Raw genomic sequence first — 16,260 nt, forward strand, 5'->3', positions numbered from 1 at the left:
CTAAAGATCTTCCGGTATTTTCCTTATGCCTCTGGAATCGATCACCGCAGGTAAAGCCCGATTAACTGAAGAGCAGATCCTCGATCCGGGTCTTGAGTGGCGTGTACTGCAGGACGCGTCCGCTGAGAAGGACGGTATTCTACGCGATGGGATTATCGGATCATGCTGGCGCAATCTGCCATGGGCGAACGCTATCCGCGAGAGGGATTAAAAAAAACAGCAGGCAAAGTCACGCCCGGGGGCTAAAGCTGAATATTTCCATAAGGGGGAGTGCCACCTTTCGGTGTATAACGCACACCATTGGCGATTAACTAGCGTCGGTCGACAATATACTGGATGGGTAGGGTAACGGTATCACTGAACTTAAAAACAGGCGGGATATCGGTATATCACTCTGAACTGTGGTCAGCAGGATTCTGGTGTCCCCTGCAGGAATCGAACCTGCAACTAGCCCTTAGGAGGGGCTTGTTATATCCATTTAACTAAGAGGACGTTACAGCACCTGGTGTGCCTGAATCTCGTTAATGCGCGCCGATGGTACCGTAATGGCCTGTGTTTCTTCAAGCATTTATAATGCTTCATTGCGTTTTTGAAGGCATAGATTGCGTTTTTTGTTGTTTAATTGAACGGCTGCATTTTCATTGATTTTTTTTTAAACAAATAACTGATCAGCTGAAGGGGCATGATGTGGATTGATGCTGGATGATACTCCGAGCTGTCGGTATAGTATCCCGTAGCGCAGCAATGGGAACAAAATCGAGTCTGTATCCTGATAAACTGTTGCTGAAAAAGAATAGGCGTGGCCTGTCGGTATTGAGGTTGTTTCTTGATTGAAACAGCTGTGGTGGCCCTGATATTTTTTTAGCCCCTCTGGGCGTGCATGATATTGAAAGCGTAGATTAACAACAACTGGAGACGCTTATGAATTTCCGCCTGACCGGACTGGCATTGACAACAACCTTGTTGCTAGGGTGTGCTGGCTCGGCTGACAAACAACCACAAGAGCGTTCTGATCCGCTGGAAGGGTTCAACCGTACCATGTTCAACTTCAATATGAATGTGTTAGATCCCTATATTGTGCGACCAGTTGCCGTGGCATGGCGGGATTATGTTCCTCAGCCAGCACGTAATGGTTTAAGCAATTTCACCAGCAACCTGGAAGAGCCAGCCTCAATGGTGAACTACTTTGCCCAGGGAAATATTTATCAGGGTATGGTGCATTTCACGCGTTTCTTCCTTAATACCTTGCTGGGGATGGGGGGCTTTATTGACGTTGCGAGTATGGCGAACCCTAAACTTGAACGAACCTACCCGATGCGTTTTGGTACAACCCTTGGGCACTATGGTGTGGGTTACGGCCCCTACATTATGCTGCCAGGATACGGTAGCTTCACTTTCCGGGAAGACGGTGGTGAGTATGCTGACACCCTGTATCCGGTGCTTTCCTGGCTGACCTGGCCAATGTCGATTGGTAAATGGACTCTGGAAGGGATTGAAACACGGGCACGTTTGCTGGACAGCGATGGGCTACTGCGCCAGTCCTCTGATCCTTATATTTTGGTGCGTGAAGCGTACTTCCAGCGTTACGATTTCCTGGCAAATGGTGGGCAGTTGAAGCCAGAGGTGAATCCAAACGCGGCAGCGATTCAGGATGATTTGCAGGATATTGATTCGCCTTAGTTCTTTGATGATAAAAAAACAGGCGAACTTAGGTTCGCCTGTTTTTTTATCAAGAGGGTGCTGACTAGAAAGAGTAATTAAAGTTAGTGCCATAAAGCCAGGCTTTACCTTCAGAGCGGAAGCTGTAAGGACCCTCTTTAATTTCAACGTGTTTGCCATGCATGTAAGAGACTCCGATATCAATCGATGCATCTTTATTGAAGGCATAGGTGGTTCCGGCACTGAGCCAGAAACGATCCTGGTCAGGAATGGAAATAGAACGTTTGTCAGCGGGCACCGGGCTATCATCAAAGGCAATCCCCGTGCGGAAGGTCCAGTTCTCATCCATAAAATAGGTAGTACCTATTGCTAAACGGTAGGCATCTTTAAAGCTTTCGTCTTTCTGGAAAAGCAATTGACCTTCTGTGGCGGTGGCCTTCAGTTCCTTGAACTGGCTCCATCGGGTATAGGCCATGCTGTAGTGAACGGCCCATTTGGGCGCGACGGTATTATAACCGGATACTTCCCACATTTCTGGCAGGTTTAAGGTTAAAGACCCCGGTATGGTCGCACCACCTGTTCCGTATAAGCCATAATTCGCTAAAAGTGGGTTAAAGGCGCCGGGAATACTGCTTTTGTAATCCCCGTCAAAATCAATTTTGACTTTAGAACGATAAGTTAACGCATAGCGGTTACCTTTATCGAGTTCATAGAGTACCCCGGCATTCCAGCCAAGCCCCCATTTATTGCCTTTCAGGCTGGTAATCTGGGTATCTGCCGGGAGATTACCTACCGCATTTTGATACTCTGAGGGAATTTTACCCCCACCCACCAGAATTTTGCCTAAATCCCCTGCATAGCGTTCAATTTTTGCCCTGGCATAGATGGCATTTAAACCCAGACCAAAGCTCCACTGGCTGTCCAGACGGTAAGCCCCACTCAGATTGAAATTCACAGTTTGCAGGTCAGTTTTGCCACCAATGGATCCCGCACGGTAGCTATCGTTGAATTCCGTTGCCAGGCCATAGTTTGAGGTAACGGAGGCCCCCCAGCCAAATTTGTCATTAATGGGGGCAACAAAATGCAGGTTAGGTATCCAGGCATTCGGGGCGATATTTTTGGCATCAGTACTGCCCCCGGCGGGTGAATGACCAAATACATTCACATCAGGCTGAATGAATACAGCACCGGCAGAAAAGGAGGGGCGATCAAACATCATAATGGTAGCAGGGTTACGGCTGGCTGACCCGGCATTATCCGCGATAGCGCCTTCACCTGAATAGGCTCGGCCCAAACCAGAAGAAGAAAATTCGTTTAACTGAAAGCCGGCTGAATGTGCCTGACCACTGACCACCGCGACAACGATGGCGACAGCTGACCGGGCAAACCGGATTTTCTGGTTCATAACCAAAACCTCATTAATTTTTTTTATATAAAATTGCTACTTACCGTAACGGGAGCGCGAATAGTAGAGACAGAGCAGGTAGATACAAATCAGACCAGTTGGCCAGTATAGGTACAGGCAGCAGACATACTGCAATAATGTTTCTGCTTTGTTTAATTATTGTTACTTGAAATGGGGCGATAATCGCAAAAATAGCCACTTTAAGAGCAAGGCTACCAGCCAAATTATTTGTTTTAGATCATCTTAAAGTGTGATTTTCGTCACTCCTCAGGTTGAGTGAGATAATGAACTGGAGAGAAAAGGGCGGGAGACGTAAACTAGTAGAGATAAATATAAGGTGCTCGCCTTGTTACGTTAGACTGCTGAGGAACTAACTATGAGTAAAAATAGTGCAGATGAAACCCCGGTTTGTTGCTGTATAGACGTCGGTTCTATCATTGATAATACTGATTGTGTGGCTTCCTATAGCCATGTATTTGCAACAAAGGAACAGGCTGAAGAGACCCTGAAAGCACTGAGCGCTAAAGCACGCGAGGTGGAGTCTGAACCTTGTCAGATAAGCCATCATATTACCGAAGTGACTGATGGTGTGCGTCTGGATATCGACTTCCTGTTCTGTTGCCAGGCTGAAACACTAATATTCCAGCTGGGTTTACGCTAAACCGTCGGCTTTAAAAAATGGCTGGCGGCGCACGTCCGCCATTTTTTTATCTCCTTGATTTCCTTATTAACCCTTTCTGCTGAATTCTGGTCTCACCCCGGTAACAGGGGGGCGTGTTTCCCCCCTTCAAATTTTCCCCGCAGGATGGGGCTGGAAGGGTGGCTTTGTGAGTGCTATTTAATCCACTGATATAAATGAAGAATTTCATTATCTGGTGGCAGGGCTGAGGTGACAGGCTTCCTGGCTTTGTATATGTGGCTGGGCACTCAGGGGCACGCGTTTGTTTAACCAGGCACGTCAGTGCGGCACTCGGCCAGGACTTGCAGAACAAGGCCACGCTTGCGGTGATGAATACTTCACCTGGAATAAACAGGGATGGCTGTCGATTATTTTACCGGCAATCATTGACTGAGTTTATGGCCTTAAGGTAAAGATCAGCATTTCATTCGGTGTATGAATAAGGCACAATGCCGGGCTGCCAAAGCCCTCCGTTGTTACGTGGGCTCCTGGTGTCTTTGGTTAACTAAAGCGGTGCAATATGCAAGTCTTTATAATGCGTCATGGTGATGCTGTTCTCGATGCGGCAAGTGACTCGGTTCGTCCCCTTACTGAATGTGGTTGTGATGAGTCACGGCTGATGGCAGGCTGGCTAAAAGGCCAGACTGAAAGTATCGACCGGGCTCTGGTTAGCCCTTATCTGCGCGCGGAGCAGACGTTAGCAATAATGAGAGATGTGTTTTCCCTCGACGGGAAAACAGATATTTTGCCTGAACTGACTCCCGGTGGGGATGCTGACCGTGTTGCGGATTACCTCCAGGTTCTGGCCGCAGAAGGCGTGTCCTCATTGTTGATTGTTTCACACCTCCCTTTGGTGGGGTATTTGGTCACAGCATTGTGCCCACAGGAATCCCCACCGATGTTTTCTACCTCGGCGATTGCCTGTGTGACATTGGATCCCCGGAGTGGGAAAGGCACGCTGAACTGGCAAAAAAGCCCCTGCCAGCTTAAAACGGCAAAACTAATCTGACGGTGTGAAAGGGAGAAAACACGCTCCTTCCATCAGGTTTGTCACTGTAAGAGTCGCCCGGGCGGCTCTTTTTTTTTGCACCAACGCGGTGGTTTATGGCAATTCGGGTGGCGCCCACTCTTCCACTTCAATCAGTACCAGTAATGCCGCATCACCACCATAAGCTTTAGGTGCCTGGTGAAAGGCCATGACATGAGGATGTTGTGCCAGCCATAATGGGGTTTGTTGTTTCAGAATATGCTTGCCATGACCATGCATGACACAGGCACAAAAAATATGTTCGCGGCGGCAGGCCGCAATGAGTGCTCCCAACTCTTGCTTGGCCTGTAGCTGAGTCAAGCCATGGAGATCGAGGAACAGCTCCGGGGAGTAATCCCCCCGGCGGATTTTTTTCAACTCAAAATGGCTCACATCTTCCCGGACGTAACGGGTTGGCCCTTCAGTCGCGAGGCGGGGCTGAAATTCATCAGAGAAGTAGTGGCTGGCATCCACTTGCTCTTGTAGCAGTCGTTCAGCGGGGATCTGTGTGACTTTTTTACGTACCGTTCGATGCACAATGGTGTCTTGAGTCAACTTTTTAGTATCACTCATCAGGCCACGAAACAGGGACGTATCCTCTGAACTGAGTGGGGAAGACTTTTTCATATTTTCTCTTCTTACATCTGTTTTACGCTAAGTTTACTCGTTTTCTGGCTCATCAATAAAGAAAACGGTATATCCCATCAGAACATTGCATCATCAATGCTGATTTGTCCCACTCTTCATGGCAAACTACCCCCTTATTATTGAATCATCATGAGTCGCCTGCGGAGGGCAGCATGGATAAAATTTTTGTCGATGAAGCAGTGAACGAACTGCATACCATCCAGGATATGTTACGTTGGTCAGTCAGCCGTTTTAGTGCTGCCAATATTTGGTATGGTCACGGCACCGACAATCCCTGGGATGAGGCCGTTCAGCTGGTTCTTCCCAGTCTCTATCTTCCGCTGGATATTCCAGAAGATATGCGCACTGCTCGCCTGACACCGGGTGAGCGTCACCTTATTGTCGAGCGTGTAATTCGTCGTGTTAATGAGCGTATACCTGTCGCCTATTTGACGAATAAAGCCTGGTTTTGCGGCCATGAGTTTTATGTTGATGATCGGGTGTTAGTACCGCGTTCCCCTATTGGTGAGTTAATTAACAACCAGTTTGCCGGTTTGATTGACCAGGCACCACGCCATATTCTTGATATGTGTACCGGCAGTGGCTGTATAGGTATTGCCTGTGCCTATGCTTTCCCTGAAGCCGATGTTGATGTGGTGGATATTTCCGTTGATGCCTTAGCGGTGGCTGAACAGAATATCAGCGAGCATGGATTGGAGCATAATGTTACCCCTATGCGTTCTGATCTGTTCCGTGACCTGCCAAAAGTCCAGTACGATATCATTGTCACCAACCCTCCCTATGTTGATGCAGAAGATATGTCGGATTTGCCTGGCGAGTATCATTTTGAACCAGAACTGGGGCTGGCTGCCGGCAATGATGGGCTGGAACTGGCGCGTCGTATTCTTGGGTCTGCGCCAGACTACCTGGCAGACGGAGGAATACTGATTTGTGAAGTGGGAAATAGCATGGTACATCTGATAGAACAGTATCCTGATGTCCCGTTCACCTGGCTTGAATTTGATAATGGTGGTGATGGCGTCTTTATGCTGACTAAATCACAGCTGGTAGAGGCGCGTCATCATTTCAGTCGCTATCAGGATTAAACCATAATCATTTTTACGGACTTGTGTGAGTCATACCTACAACAACAAACGGTAAGGAGCCGTGATGGCTGGCAATAGTATTGGACAGGTTTTTCGTGTAACGACGTTTGGGGAGTCTCACGGTATTGCTTTGGGCTGTATTGTTGATGGTGTGCCGCCTGGTATTCGTCTGACTGAGGCCGACCTTCAGCACGACTTGGATCGCCGTCGTCCGGGAACCTCTCGCTATACCACACAGCGTCGGGAGCCGGATCAGGTGAAAATCCTCTCCGGCGTTTTTGAGGGCGTCACGACAGGTACCAGTATCGGTCTGCTTATCGAGAATACCGATCAACGTTCTCAGGATTACGGCGCCATTAAAGACGTGTTCCGCCCGGGTCATGCGGATTATACCTATGAGCAAAAATATGGTGTGCGTGACTACCGTGGTGGTGGGCGTTCTTCTGCCCGGGAAACCGCGATGCGTGTTGCGGCTGGGGCGATTGCGAAAAAGTATCTCCAGCAACACTTCGGCGTTGCTATCCGGGGCTGTATGACCCAAATGGGCGATATTCCTCTGGAAATTAAATCCTGGGATGAGGTTGAAAATAACCCTTTCTTTTGTCCTGATCCGGACAAAATTGAAGCGCTTGACGAGCTTATCCGTGAACTGAAAAAAGAAGGCGATTCTGTTGGTGCCAAAATCACCGTGGTGGCTGACAACGTTCCACCAGGGTTAGGAGAACCTGTCTTTGACCGTCTTGATGCGGACATCGCCCATGCCCTGATGAGTATTAATGCGGTGAAAGGTGTTGAGATTGGTGAGGGGTTTGCTGCTGTGGCGTTACGCGGGAGTGAAAACCGGGATGAGATTACCCAGCAAGGCTTCCTGAGTAATCATGCAGGGGGCATTCTTGGTGGTATCAGCAGTGGTCAGCAAATTGTTGCCCATATGGCCCTGAAGCCAACGTCCAGCATTACTGTACCAGGTAAAACCATTAACCGTCAGGGTGAAGAGACAGAAATGATTACCCGCGGTCGTCATGACCCTTGTGTGGGGATTCGGGCCGTTCCGATTGCGGAAGCCATGTTAGCGATTGTTTTAATGGATCATTTACTGCGCCAGCGCGCGCAAAATGCAGATGTTCACTGTACAATCCCACGCTGGAGACAGGATGAATAAAATCCTGGCTGGATTGCTGGCTTTGACGGCCAGTGTCCAGGTCATGGCGGCAACGCCATGGCAAAAAATTGAACACCCTATTAGCGGCAGCGCCCAGTCAGTGGGTGGCTTTTCCAATGGCTGTATCATTGGTGCTCATGGACTGCCACTGTCGGATGCCCACTATCAAGTTATGCGTACTGACCAGCGTCGTTATTTTGGTCATCCGGATTTAGTGGCTTTCATCCAGCGACTCAGCCAGCAGGCGCATCAGCAAACGGGTGGCACGTTACTGATTGGTGATATGGGCATGCCTGCGGGGGGACGCTTCAGCTCCGGCCATGCGAGCCATCAGACCGGGCTGGATGTGGACATTTTTTTACAATTGCCCAAAAAACGCTGGACCAGTGCACAGTTACTGCGTCCCCAGGCTATCGATCTCGTCGCGGCTAATGGCAAAGGTGTCGTGCCGTCGCAGTGGAAGCCAGAGATCGGCACATTGATTAAACTGGCGGCTCAGGATCCTGATGTCACACGTATCTTTGTCAATCCGGCGATTAAGCAGCAACTTTGTCTGGATGCCGGCACTGACAGGGACTGGTTGCATAAAGTGCGCCCATGGTTTGCCCATCGTGCGCATATGCATGTTCGTTTACGCTGCCCGGCCAATAGCCTTGAGTGTGAAGAACAGGCTGAACCGCCAGCTGGCGATGGCTGCGGTGCTGAACTGAAGAGCTGGTTTGCCCCGCCGAAGCCCGGGAGTTCAGTGGCGAAACCTACCACGCCGCCCCCTTTACCTGCTTCCTGCCAGGCACTACTGGATGAACACGTTTTATAACGGATAAGTTAATGGAATGGTTTATTGTTTCCCCCACCATGCTGGGCGTGTTGTTTGCGGTAGCCATGCTGGCTGGATTTATTGATGCTCTGGCTGGCGGAGGGGGATTGTTAACAGTACCGGTATTGCTGGCGGCGGGAATGTCTCCCGCTCAGGCACTTGCCACCAACAAACTTCAGGCTTGTGGGGGATCATTTTCCTCCTCACTCTATTTTCTTCGTCGTAAAGCGGTCAGCCTGGCGGATCAAAAACTCAATATTCTGTTGACCTTTATTGGGGCGGTCAGTGGCGCGCTATTGGTGCAATATATTAAGGCCGATGTTCTGCGCCAGATTTTGCCATTACTGGTAATCGGCATTGGTCTCTATTTCTTACTGATGCCGAAACTGGGGGAGGAAGACAGACACCGTCGTCTGCATGGTTTCCCGTTTGCTGTTGTCGCTGGGGGCTGTGTCGGTTTCTATGATGGATTCTTCGGACCCGGGGCTGGCTCTTTCTACACCCTGGCCTTTGTCACATTGTGTGGTTTTAACCTCGCCAAGTCGACAGCACATGCCAAAGTGCTCAATGCCACTTCCAATTTGGGGGGACTGTTGTTGTTCATCATTGGCGGTAAAGTGGTGTGGGGGATTGGTTTAGTCATGCTGGTGGGGCAAGTGCTTGGTGCCCGAATGGGCTCCCGCCTGGTGCTGAGTAAAGGGCAGCAGTTGATCCGGCCCATGATTGTGGTGGTTTCCGCCGTGATGAGTATGAAACTACTGTATGACAGTCATGGACCTGATATTTTGAATTGGTTGGGCATTGCTTAAATGGATAATAAAAATATGCATGAGACACATCATTATCAACAGCTGATTGACATTTTTGATCACTGTTTCCTCGCTGAGTTTAATACTCGCTTAATTAAAGGTGATGATGAACCCATCTATCTGCCAGCAGATGATGAACACCCTGTAAACCGTATCCTGTTTGCCCATGGATATTATGCCAGTGCCCTTCATGAAATTTCCCACTGGTGCATAGCAGGGGAAGCACGGCGCAAACAGGTCGATTTTGGTTACTGGTACTGCCCGGATGGTCGTGATGCCCAGACCCAACGTCAGTTTGAAGATATGGAAGTGAAGCCCCAGGCCCTGGAGTGGTTGCTCTGTGTGGCGGCAGGATTTCCTTTCAATGTGAGCTGCGACAATTTAAGTGGTGATGCAGAACCCGATCGTATTGCTTTTCAGCGACGGGTGCATGGGCAAGTGATGCACTATCTTGAGCAGGGGATACCAGCCCGCCCGGCACGACTGATTAATGGACTGAGGGCGTTTTACCATACGCCGCCCTTGACCGCGGAGCGATTTCCCTGGCCTGAAGATCTGTAGTTAATATCATCCCCATTACCTGAAAAGAAAATGAGAAAGGGTATATTACCCCTATTTGTAAAGAGGAAGTATCATGCTTGCGGAATTTGAAACACACATTCTGGCGTCTATTGACGGTATGGTTGAACACGGCAGTGACGATGAGCTATTTGCTGGTGGTTATCTGCGTGGTCATCTGACCTTGTCAATATCTATCCTGGAGTCAGGTGAGGATCACTCTCCGGAAGCGCTCCATCGTCAGGTCAGTGAAAGCCTGGAAAAAGCTATCGCCGCAGGGGAGCTTTCGCCCCGAGATCAGGCCCTGGTGCTGGCCATGTGGGAGAAGCTCTACTCACAAGCCAAAGCCGCATAACCGGCAAGTTTGTACCCGTTCTCATCCATGAATATGGGAACGGGTGGCGGAGGCTAAATAACCGCTTTTCCTTTCAGTAATTTTCTCACCCACAAGCGATTCGGATTGAGTGCTGCCAGCGTCTCTGTATCCATCGGAATCGGTTCTTCACTCATTTGAGATGCCAGTATTTCTGCGCAGAGTGGGGCGCTACACAACCCACGTGAACCGAGCGCCGCGAGCATGAACAGATTCGGATAGACGGGCGCAGGGGCGGCGTTATCGGGGGCATTTACCAGGTCAGCATATTGCGTCAGGATCGCGGTATAGTCCGGGACATTGCCCACCATGGGCAAATGATCACGCGTAGCGCAACGCACGCCACAGCGAGCCTGATTATCAGAGACATTCACGCTTTCTGGCCAGTCAGCATCAGGCAGGCAGTCTATCAATCGCTGGCGATTGTGTTGCTGGTCCTCTTGGCTGAACACACTAATCTCCTGACCCCGATGGTAGCTGGCACCAATACAGTGGTGTTGGTTCTCCGGGTTCACAGGGGTCAAATAGCCGTCATAACACAGGACCTGGCGAAGTTGTCCCAGGGTGTTGTTAGTGGGGATATGGCTGACTTGCCCCGCTACGGCGTAAACCGGAAGGTTACTCGTCTGAGAAAACTGGCTGATTTTATGCCCATTGGCGAGTACCACCGCTTGATGCTGCTGTGGGGGATGACGTTCAAAAGTTAGCTGCCAGCCAGAATCCTGTTGCTGTAGCTCTTTCACTTCATCACCGTAGAAAACGTTGAGTCCCTGCTGTTGAGCCCAGGCCAGTACACCGCTGGTAAGCTGGGCCGGGTAAAGCCAGCCTCCCTGAGGGTAGGTAATACCATTACAGTGGGTTTCAACCCCACAGTGTCGGGCAATCGTCCTGGCATCCACCGCGTGGGCGATAGACTCGGGCAACGTGAGCTGAAGCATTTGGGCTATCTTTCTGGCACTCTTTTCATCCCATGCCAGTTGAGTAACACCGCACCAGTCATGGTCGAAGGCGATGGGCAGGGCGTCATAGACACGACGAGCAAAGGTAAACGCCATCGGGAAAAAGCGTGTCAGGGCCACATCGTGTGGGCTTAAAAGTGGGTACAGTGCCCCCTGACGATTTCCTGATGCGCCTTCTGCGGGCGCCTCGTCAGCACAATATAATGTGACTTGCCAACCCCGGCGTAACAGGGAAACGGCCAGCAGGGCACTGGCAATACCGCCCCCCACGATGGCTACTTCACGTTGTCGGGTGCCTGTACGTGCGTACCAAGGAGTACGTAACCCTGGTGCGGTGGTTTGTTCCATCACCCCAGTGAGCATCGAACGTTTTCGGCCGAAACCTTTCTTTTTAGTCATGGTAAAGCCGGCATCCTGAAGACCGCGGCGAACGAAGCCTGCCGCAGTGAAGGTAGCAAGCGTGCCCCCAGGACGCGCTGTACGAGCCATGACCTGAAAGAGTGCATCCGTCCACATATCCGGATTTTTGGCCGGGGCGAAACCATCAAGAAACCAGGCATCCACTTGCTGATTAAAGGTGTCATCCAGCTGTGGCCCAAATTCATTGATATCCCCTAACCACAAATCCAGTGTGACACGTCCGTGGGCAAATGACAGTCGGTGGCAGCCCGCTATGGCATCTGGCCACTGCTGTTGCAGCTGTGTGGCATAGGCGGCAAGGGTTGGCCAGTGCTGATGGGCAAGGGCTAAGTCAGAAGCCCTGAGGGGAAACTTTTCAAAACTGACAAAATGGAGGCGCTGAAGCGTCGCTTCTGGCTGTTTTTGGTAGAATTCTTCAAATGCTTGCCATAAAGTCAGGAAGTTAAGTCCGGTACCGAAGCCACTTTCTGCCGCAATAAACACCGTTCCTGGGTGAGTATTAAAGCGATCAGGCAACTTATTTCCGCCGAGAAAGACATAACGCGTCTCTTCCAGTCCATTATCGTTAGAGAAATAGACATCATCAAAATCTCGAGATACAGGTGTACCTTCTTCATTAAAACCCAGGCTAGCGGGTCGTATCGGACTGTTTTTCACGTAAGTTACTCGTCTGACGGCGGAATATGGATAATAGCGAGGCAAGTAAAACGGTGCAAATTTCTGAATAATTTGGCTGATCGGACTTGTTCGGCGTACAACTGTACGCTATTGTGCTCGACGAAATCCTACATATTAAGCAGTGAAAGAGGTATTTGAATGAAACGTGCAGTGATTACTGGCCTGGGCATCGTATCCAGCATCGGTAATAACCAGCAGGAAGTCCTGGCATCTCTGCGTGAAGGACGCTCAGGGATCACCTTCTCTCAAGAGTTAAAAGACTCGGGCATGCGTAGCCATGTATGGGGGAATGTTAAACTGGATACCACCGGTCTCATCGATCGCAAAGTTGTGCGTTTCATGAGTGATGCTTCTATCTATGCTTACTTGTCAATGGAGCAGGCGATTCAGGATGCCGGCTTAAGTACTGAAGCTTATCAGAATAACCCACGAGTGGGTCTGATAGCCGGTTCTGGTGGCGGTTCCCCGCGTTTTCAAGTCTTTGGTGCCGATGCCATGCGCAGCCCACGTGGATTGAAAGCGGTTGGTCCTTATGTGGTCACCAAAGCGATGGGGTCTGGTGTTTCTGCATGTCTGGCCACCCCGTTTAAAATCCACGGTGTGAACTACTCCATCAGCTCTGCCTGTGCGACGTCATCACATTGTATTGGTAGTGCAGTAGAGCAAATCCAGCTGGGTAAACAAGACATCGTGTTTGCCGGTGGTGGTGAAGAGCTATGCTGGGAAATGGCTTGTGAGTTTGATGCGATGGGTGCACTGTCTACCAAGTTCAATGAATCGCCGGAAAAGGCCTCCCGCACTTATGACGCTAACCGTGATGGTTTCGTTATCGCTGGCGGTGGTGGTATGGTCGTGGTTGAAGAACTTGAGCATGCTCTGGCACGTGGCGCGCATATCTACGCAGAAATCGTAGGTTATGGCGCGACCTCTGACGGTGCAGATATGGTTGCACCGTCCGGTGAAGGTGCTGTGCGTTGCATGAAAATGGCAATGCATGGTGTGGACACCCCGATTGACTACCTCAATACCCACGGTACTTCCACTCCAGTTGGTGACGTTAAAGAGCTGGGCGCGATTCGTGAAGTCTTCGGTGATTCTTCACCGGCTATGTCCGCGACCAAAGCAATGACTGGCCACTCCCTGGGAGCCGCTGGTGTTCAGGAAGCCATTTATAGCTTACTGATGCTGGAACATGGCTTTATTGCCCCGAGCATCAACATCGAAACGCTGGATGAACAAGCTGTCGGCCTGAATATCGTCACTGAAGCGACGGATGCCCCGCTGAAAACCGTGATGTCCAATAGCTTTGGCTTCGGTGGTACCAATGCCACACTGGTGATGCGCAAACTGGACGCATAATTACTGGCAAGCGAAAAATATGACAGGGCACCAGACGGTGCCCTATTTTTTTGCCCGATGTTATCACCCTGTTCTCTGTTTACAATCTATTGACACTCCCCCCGTACCCGTGCACTATCTCGGTTCCCTCATTACCTTCTGGTAGTGCGTAAGCGTTTAACGTTAACCAACGCACCTTATCTGAATCTTCAGAGAGAGTGATGTGGGTGCTTTCCCGCCTGACTCTACTTCAATGGAGTAGGTTATATGCCTGTAGGATCTCGTTCCAGTTTTCTGCTTTTTCGTACCACATCAAGTGTCTTTATTACTTTTATGGCCGTAGGGCTTCCCCTGCCGGTTATCCCCTTATTTGTCCATCACCAGCTTGGTTATGGGAATACCATGGTAGGTATTGCCGTAGGCATTCAGTTTTTAGCCACCGTATTAACCCGTGGTTATGCCGGGCGTCTTGCCGATCAGTTCGGTGCTAAACGTTCTGTGATGCAAGGCATGTTTGCCTGTAGCCTGGCTGGGGTTGCCTATTTGCTGGCGGCGTTATTACCCGTCAGTGTCGAGGCAAAATTTGCCCTCCTGGTGGTGGGGCGTCTTATCCTCGGGTTTGGTGAGAGCCAGTTACTGACCGGGAACTTGACGTGGGGACTTGGTCTGGTGGGGCCTGAGCTTTCAGGTAAGGTGATGTCCTGGAATGGCATGGCTATTTTTGGTGCCCTTGCTGTCGGGGCCCCTTTAGGACTGATGCTCAATAATCATTGGGGCTTTGAGGCACTGGGTGTGACCACGCTGTTGTTGCCCGTGTTCGCTTTACTGTTTAATGCCACTGTCAAATCCGTTCCTGCCCATAAGGGCACGCGGCCGTCCCTGTTTAAAGTGATTGGACTTATTTGGCAACCCGGTGTGGGACTAGCCCTGCAAGGGGTTGGGTTTGCAGTGATTGGCACCTTTGTTTCCCTCTACTTTGCGGCGAATAACTGGCCTTACGCTGGGCTAACGTTAACGGCTTTTGGCGGTGCTTTTGTTCTGGTTCGTATATTTTTCGGCTGGATGCCTGACAGCTACGGGGGAGTCCGTGTTGCTATTGCGTCATTGGTGGTTGAAGCGGTTGGTCTTGCTCTGTTATGGCTGGCTCCTGGTGTGGGAGTTGCATTACTGGGCGCCGCACTCACCGGGTGTGGCTGCTCGCTGATTTTCCCTGCATTGGGTGTGGAAGTGGTAAAACGTGTGCCATCACAGGTCAGAGGCACGGCCCTTGGGGGATATGCGGCATTTCAGGATATTTCATTGGGTATCAGTGGCCCGTTAACCGGTATTCTTGCGACGGCCTTTGGTTACTCCTCTGTCTTCCTTGCCGCAGCCATTGCCGCAATAGTCGGTGTGCTGGTTACGATACTGGCTTTCAGAAAATAGAACTTTCCCCCGCCGTTAAGCGGGGGACGCATTCACAGCACGATTAGCAATACCAGAATGGCTATCAGGAATGCAATTATCGCCACTGAGTGGCGTGTGCTGACCTGTTTAATCGCATCCATGGTACTGGCAAACAGTGGGCCGGTAATCGGTTTAATATCCCTGACTTCAATTACACCAGCAGGCTGACGCTCTGTGCGCATAAGCAAGATTTGAGTCAGGATATCCTGTATCTGGAACGGACTGAGCACAGTTTGTGGTGAGATCTGTAAACGCTGCTGGCTGTAATCCATCAGCCACTCTCGCTCTGGCTCGTTTAGTGGTTGCTTCTGGGCAGCCTGAAGGGTGTGTAATGTTGGTGCCGGATGCTGGCTTAGGGTTTGATGCGCCTGTAACCAGTTAGTTAATGGCGCAAAAAGCCGGGCAGGGATCGGATCGCCGGGCCTGACATTGACGCTTTCCAGCAGGGTTGTCCAAATCTGTTTGCCTGAGTCCCCTGTGACGGCGGCCAGTTTGCTGACTAACTGATTCAAAATATTTTGCTCTGCTGGCATGATTGGGCGATCAGGCAGAGCGCTGTTTCCCGCGGGATTAGTCAGCGGGGGTTGCTGGGCCGCATCCGACAGTAACGGGTTATTCGCCAGTAAAGACCTCTGCGACTGGATCGTGTGAGCCAGTTGATTATTCTGCAATAGCGTCAGTACGGTTTTAAGTTGCGTGGGGGTTAACTGGCTCAGGGCCGTCTGCCCAAATTGCTGACGAATAAAATCACTCACCGTCTGGCGATTATTCCCGTGCGGCAATAATTCCGTCAATTGAGAAATAACCTGTCGGTTTGACACGGTGGTCTGTGCCTGGGCCAGGCGCTGATTAAGATTGTGTTCAGCAGCCGGAAAGTGCTTCGCTAACAATGGCATATCACTGTTTAATTTCAAATCATGTTTGAGCCCAGCCCAAAGCTCTGCGGGTTGTTGCTGGTTCAGGGCAACCACACGATTGATTAAGCTTTCCAGGACGGTGCGTTGCACTGAGGACAGGGGAAGCGTTCCTGATGTATTTGCAACGGGAGGTGGCTCCCCGGTAGGGCGCGGTGTCCCACTCTGGATGGGTTGCATTGATAAATTAATCCTTACTCACTGACAAAACGACAAAACATTACGTACTAGACCATTGTCCGAATGCAGGATTATGGCACACTATTCGGTCTTATCTCGACGA

General features: G+C 50.4%; 17 protein-coding genes and 1 tRNA gene. 13 read left to right on the plus strand and 5 right to left on the minus strand.

Features of this window, described 5'->3' with window-relative positions; translation table 11 throughout:
- The first annotated feature begins 25 nt into the window (after nt 1-25).
- Nucleotides 26-211, plus strand: coding sequence for a hypothetical protein (locus JK154_RS00095; protein WP_211990462.1), 186 nt, complete (start codon nt 26-28; stop codon nt 209-211).
- A 206-nt stretch (nt 212-417) separates the two neighbouring features.
- Here the strand turns inward: JK154_RS00095 and JK154_RS00100 are convergent.
- A tRNA-Arg gene (locus JK154_RS00100) sits at nt 418-492 on the minus strand.
- Nucleotides 493-921: 429 nt separating this feature from the next.
- Here JK154_RS00100 and mlaA point away from each other — a divergent pair.
- Nucleotides 922-1,680, plus strand: a complete 759-nt coding sequence (gene mlaA / locus JK154_RS00105) for a phospholipid-binding lipoprotein MlaA (RefSeq protein ID WP_211990463.1) — start codon at nt 922-924, stop codon at nt 1,678-1,680.
- A gap of 64 nt (nt 1,681-1,744) precedes the next feature.
- On the opposite strand, the gene fadL is transcribed toward mlaA, so the two are convergent.
- Nucleotides 1,745-3,070 (minus strand): long-chain fatty acid transporter FadL, encoded by a 1,326-nt coding sequence (gene fadL / locus JK154_RS00110; protein ID WP_283093587.1) that lies wholly within the window; start codon nt 3,068-3,070, stop codon nt 1,745-1,747.
- A 370-nt stretch (nt 3,071-3,440) separates the two neighbouring features.
- Here fadL and JK154_RS00115 point away from each other — a divergent pair, with 370 nt between their 5' ends.
- The 3 genes from JK154_RS00115 to sixA all read left to right on the plus strand — a co-directional run bounded on the left by JK154_RS00115 (nt 3,441) and on the right by sixA (nt 4,752).
- Nucleotides 3,441-3,725, plus strand: coding sequence for a YfcZ/YiiS family protein (locus JK154_RS00115; RefSeq protein WP_211990465.1), 285 nt, complete (start codon nt 3,441-3,443; stop codon nt 3,723-3,725).
- 280 nt (nt 3,726-4,005) lie between these two features.
- A complete protein-coding gene (locus JK154_RS17795) occupies nt 4,006-4,137 on the plus strand; it encodes a hypothetical protein (protein WP_283093588.1) in 132 nt (43 codons plus the stop codon).
- A 126-nt stretch (nt 4,138-4,263) separates the two neighbouring features.
- Complete coding sequence (gene sixA, locus JK154_RS00120; protein WP_211990466.1) at nt 4,264-4,752, plus strand: phosphohistidine phosphatase SixA; 489 nt, start codon at nt 4,264-4,266, stop codon at nt 4,750-4,752.
- Nucleotides 4,753-4,845: 93 nt separating this feature from the next.
- On the opposite strand, the gene smrB is transcribed toward sixA, so the two are convergent.
- The gene (smrB, locus tag JK154_RS00125) at nt 4,846-5,397 is read right to left on the minus strand and encodes an endonuclease SmrB (protein ID WP_211990467.1); all 552 of its coding nucleotides are present in this window, start codon (nt 5,395-5,397) and stop codon (nt 4,846-4,848) included.
- A 173-nt stretch (nt 5,398-5,570) separates the two neighbouring features.
- On the opposite strand from smrB, the gene prmB reads away from it, so the two are divergent.
- From prmB to JK154_RS00155, 6 genes are all read left to right on the plus strand, one after another.
- Nucleotides 5,571-6,503 carry a 50S ribosomal protein L3 N(5)-glutamine methyltransferase gene (gene prmB, locus JK154_RS00130; protein ID WP_211990468.1) on the plus strand — a complete coding sequence of 311 codons (933 nt, stop codon included), beginning with the start codon at nt 5,571-5,573 and terminating at the stop codon, nt 6,501-6,503.
- A 64-nt stretch (nt 6,504-6,567) separates the two neighbouring features.
- Nucleotides 6,568-7,665, plus strand: coding sequence for a chorismate synthase (aroC, locus tag JK154_RS00135; protein ID WP_211990469.1), 1,098 nt, complete (start codon nt 6,568-6,570; stop codon nt 7,663-7,665).
- A complete protein-coding gene (mepA, locus tag JK154_RS00140; RefSeq protein WP_211990470.1) occupies nt 7,658-8,482 on the plus strand; it encodes a penicillin-insensitive murein endopeptidase in 825 nt (274 codons plus the stop codon). Before aroC ends, mepA begins: the two co-directional genes overlap by 8 nt.
- An 11-nt stretch (nt 8,483-8,493) precedes the next feature.
- Nucleotides 8,494-9,291, plus strand: a complete 798-nt coding sequence (locus tag JK154_RS00145) for a sulfite exporter TauE/SafE family protein (RefSeq protein WP_211990471.1) — start codon at nt 8,494-8,496, stop codon at nt 9,289-9,291.
- Between the two features lie 15 nt (nt 9,292-9,306).
- A complete protein-coding gene (locus JK154_RS00150; RefSeq protein ID WP_211990908.1) occupies nt 9,307-9,852 on the plus strand; it encodes an elongation factor P hydroxylase in 546 nt (181 codons plus the stop codon).
- Between the two features lie 73 nt (nt 9,853-9,925).
- The gene (locus JK154_RS00155; RefSeq protein ID WP_211990472.1) at nt 9,926-10,204 is read left to right on the plus strand and encodes a YfcL family protein; all 279 of its coding nucleotides are present in this window, start codon (nt 9,926-9,928) and stop codon (nt 10,202-10,204) included.
- Between the two features lie 53 nt (nt 10,205-10,257).
- Here JK154_RS00155 and mnmC read toward each other — a convergent pair whose 3' ends face one another.
- Entirely contained in the window at nt 10,258-12,258 is a 2,001-nt protein-coding gene (mnmC, locus tag JK154_RS00160; RefSeq protein ID WP_211990473.1) for a bifunctional tRNA (5-methylaminomethyl-2-thiouridine)(34)-methyltransferase MnmD/FAD-dependent 5-carboxymethylaminomethyl-2-thiouridine(34) oxidoreductase MnmC, read from the minus strand.
- Between the two features lie 159 nt (nt 12,259-12,417).
- Here mnmC and fabB point away from each other — a divergent pair, with 159 nt between their 5' ends.
- Nucleotides 12,418-13,638: a beta-ketoacyl-ACP synthase I gene (fabB, locus tag JK154_RS00165; RefSeq protein WP_211990474.1), complete on the plus strand. Its 1,221-nt coding sequence runs from the start codon at nt 12,418-12,420 to the stop codon at nt 13,636-13,638.
- A gap of 246 nt (nt 13,639-13,884) precedes the next feature.
- A complete protein-coding gene (locus JK154_RS00170) occupies nt 13,885-15,042 on the plus strand; it encodes an MFS transporter (RefSeq protein WP_211990475.1) in 1,158 nt (385 codons plus the stop codon).
- A gap of 32 nt (nt 15,043-15,074) precedes the next feature.
- Here the strand turns inward: JK154_RS00170 and flk are convergent, their stop codons facing one another.
- Nucleotides 15,075-16,157 (minus strand): flagella biosynthesis regulator Flk, encoded by a 1,083-nt coding sequence (gene flk / locus JK154_RS00175; protein ID WP_211990476.1) that lies wholly within the window; start codon nt 16,155-16,157, stop codon nt 15,075-15,077.
- Nucleotides 16,158-16,260: the final 103 nt, after the last annotated feature.

It is taken from the genome of Citrobacter sp. JGM124 (assembly GCF_018257795.1).
Lineage (GTDB): Bacteria > Pseudomonadota > Gammaproteobacteria > Enterobacterales > Enterobacteriaceae > JGM124.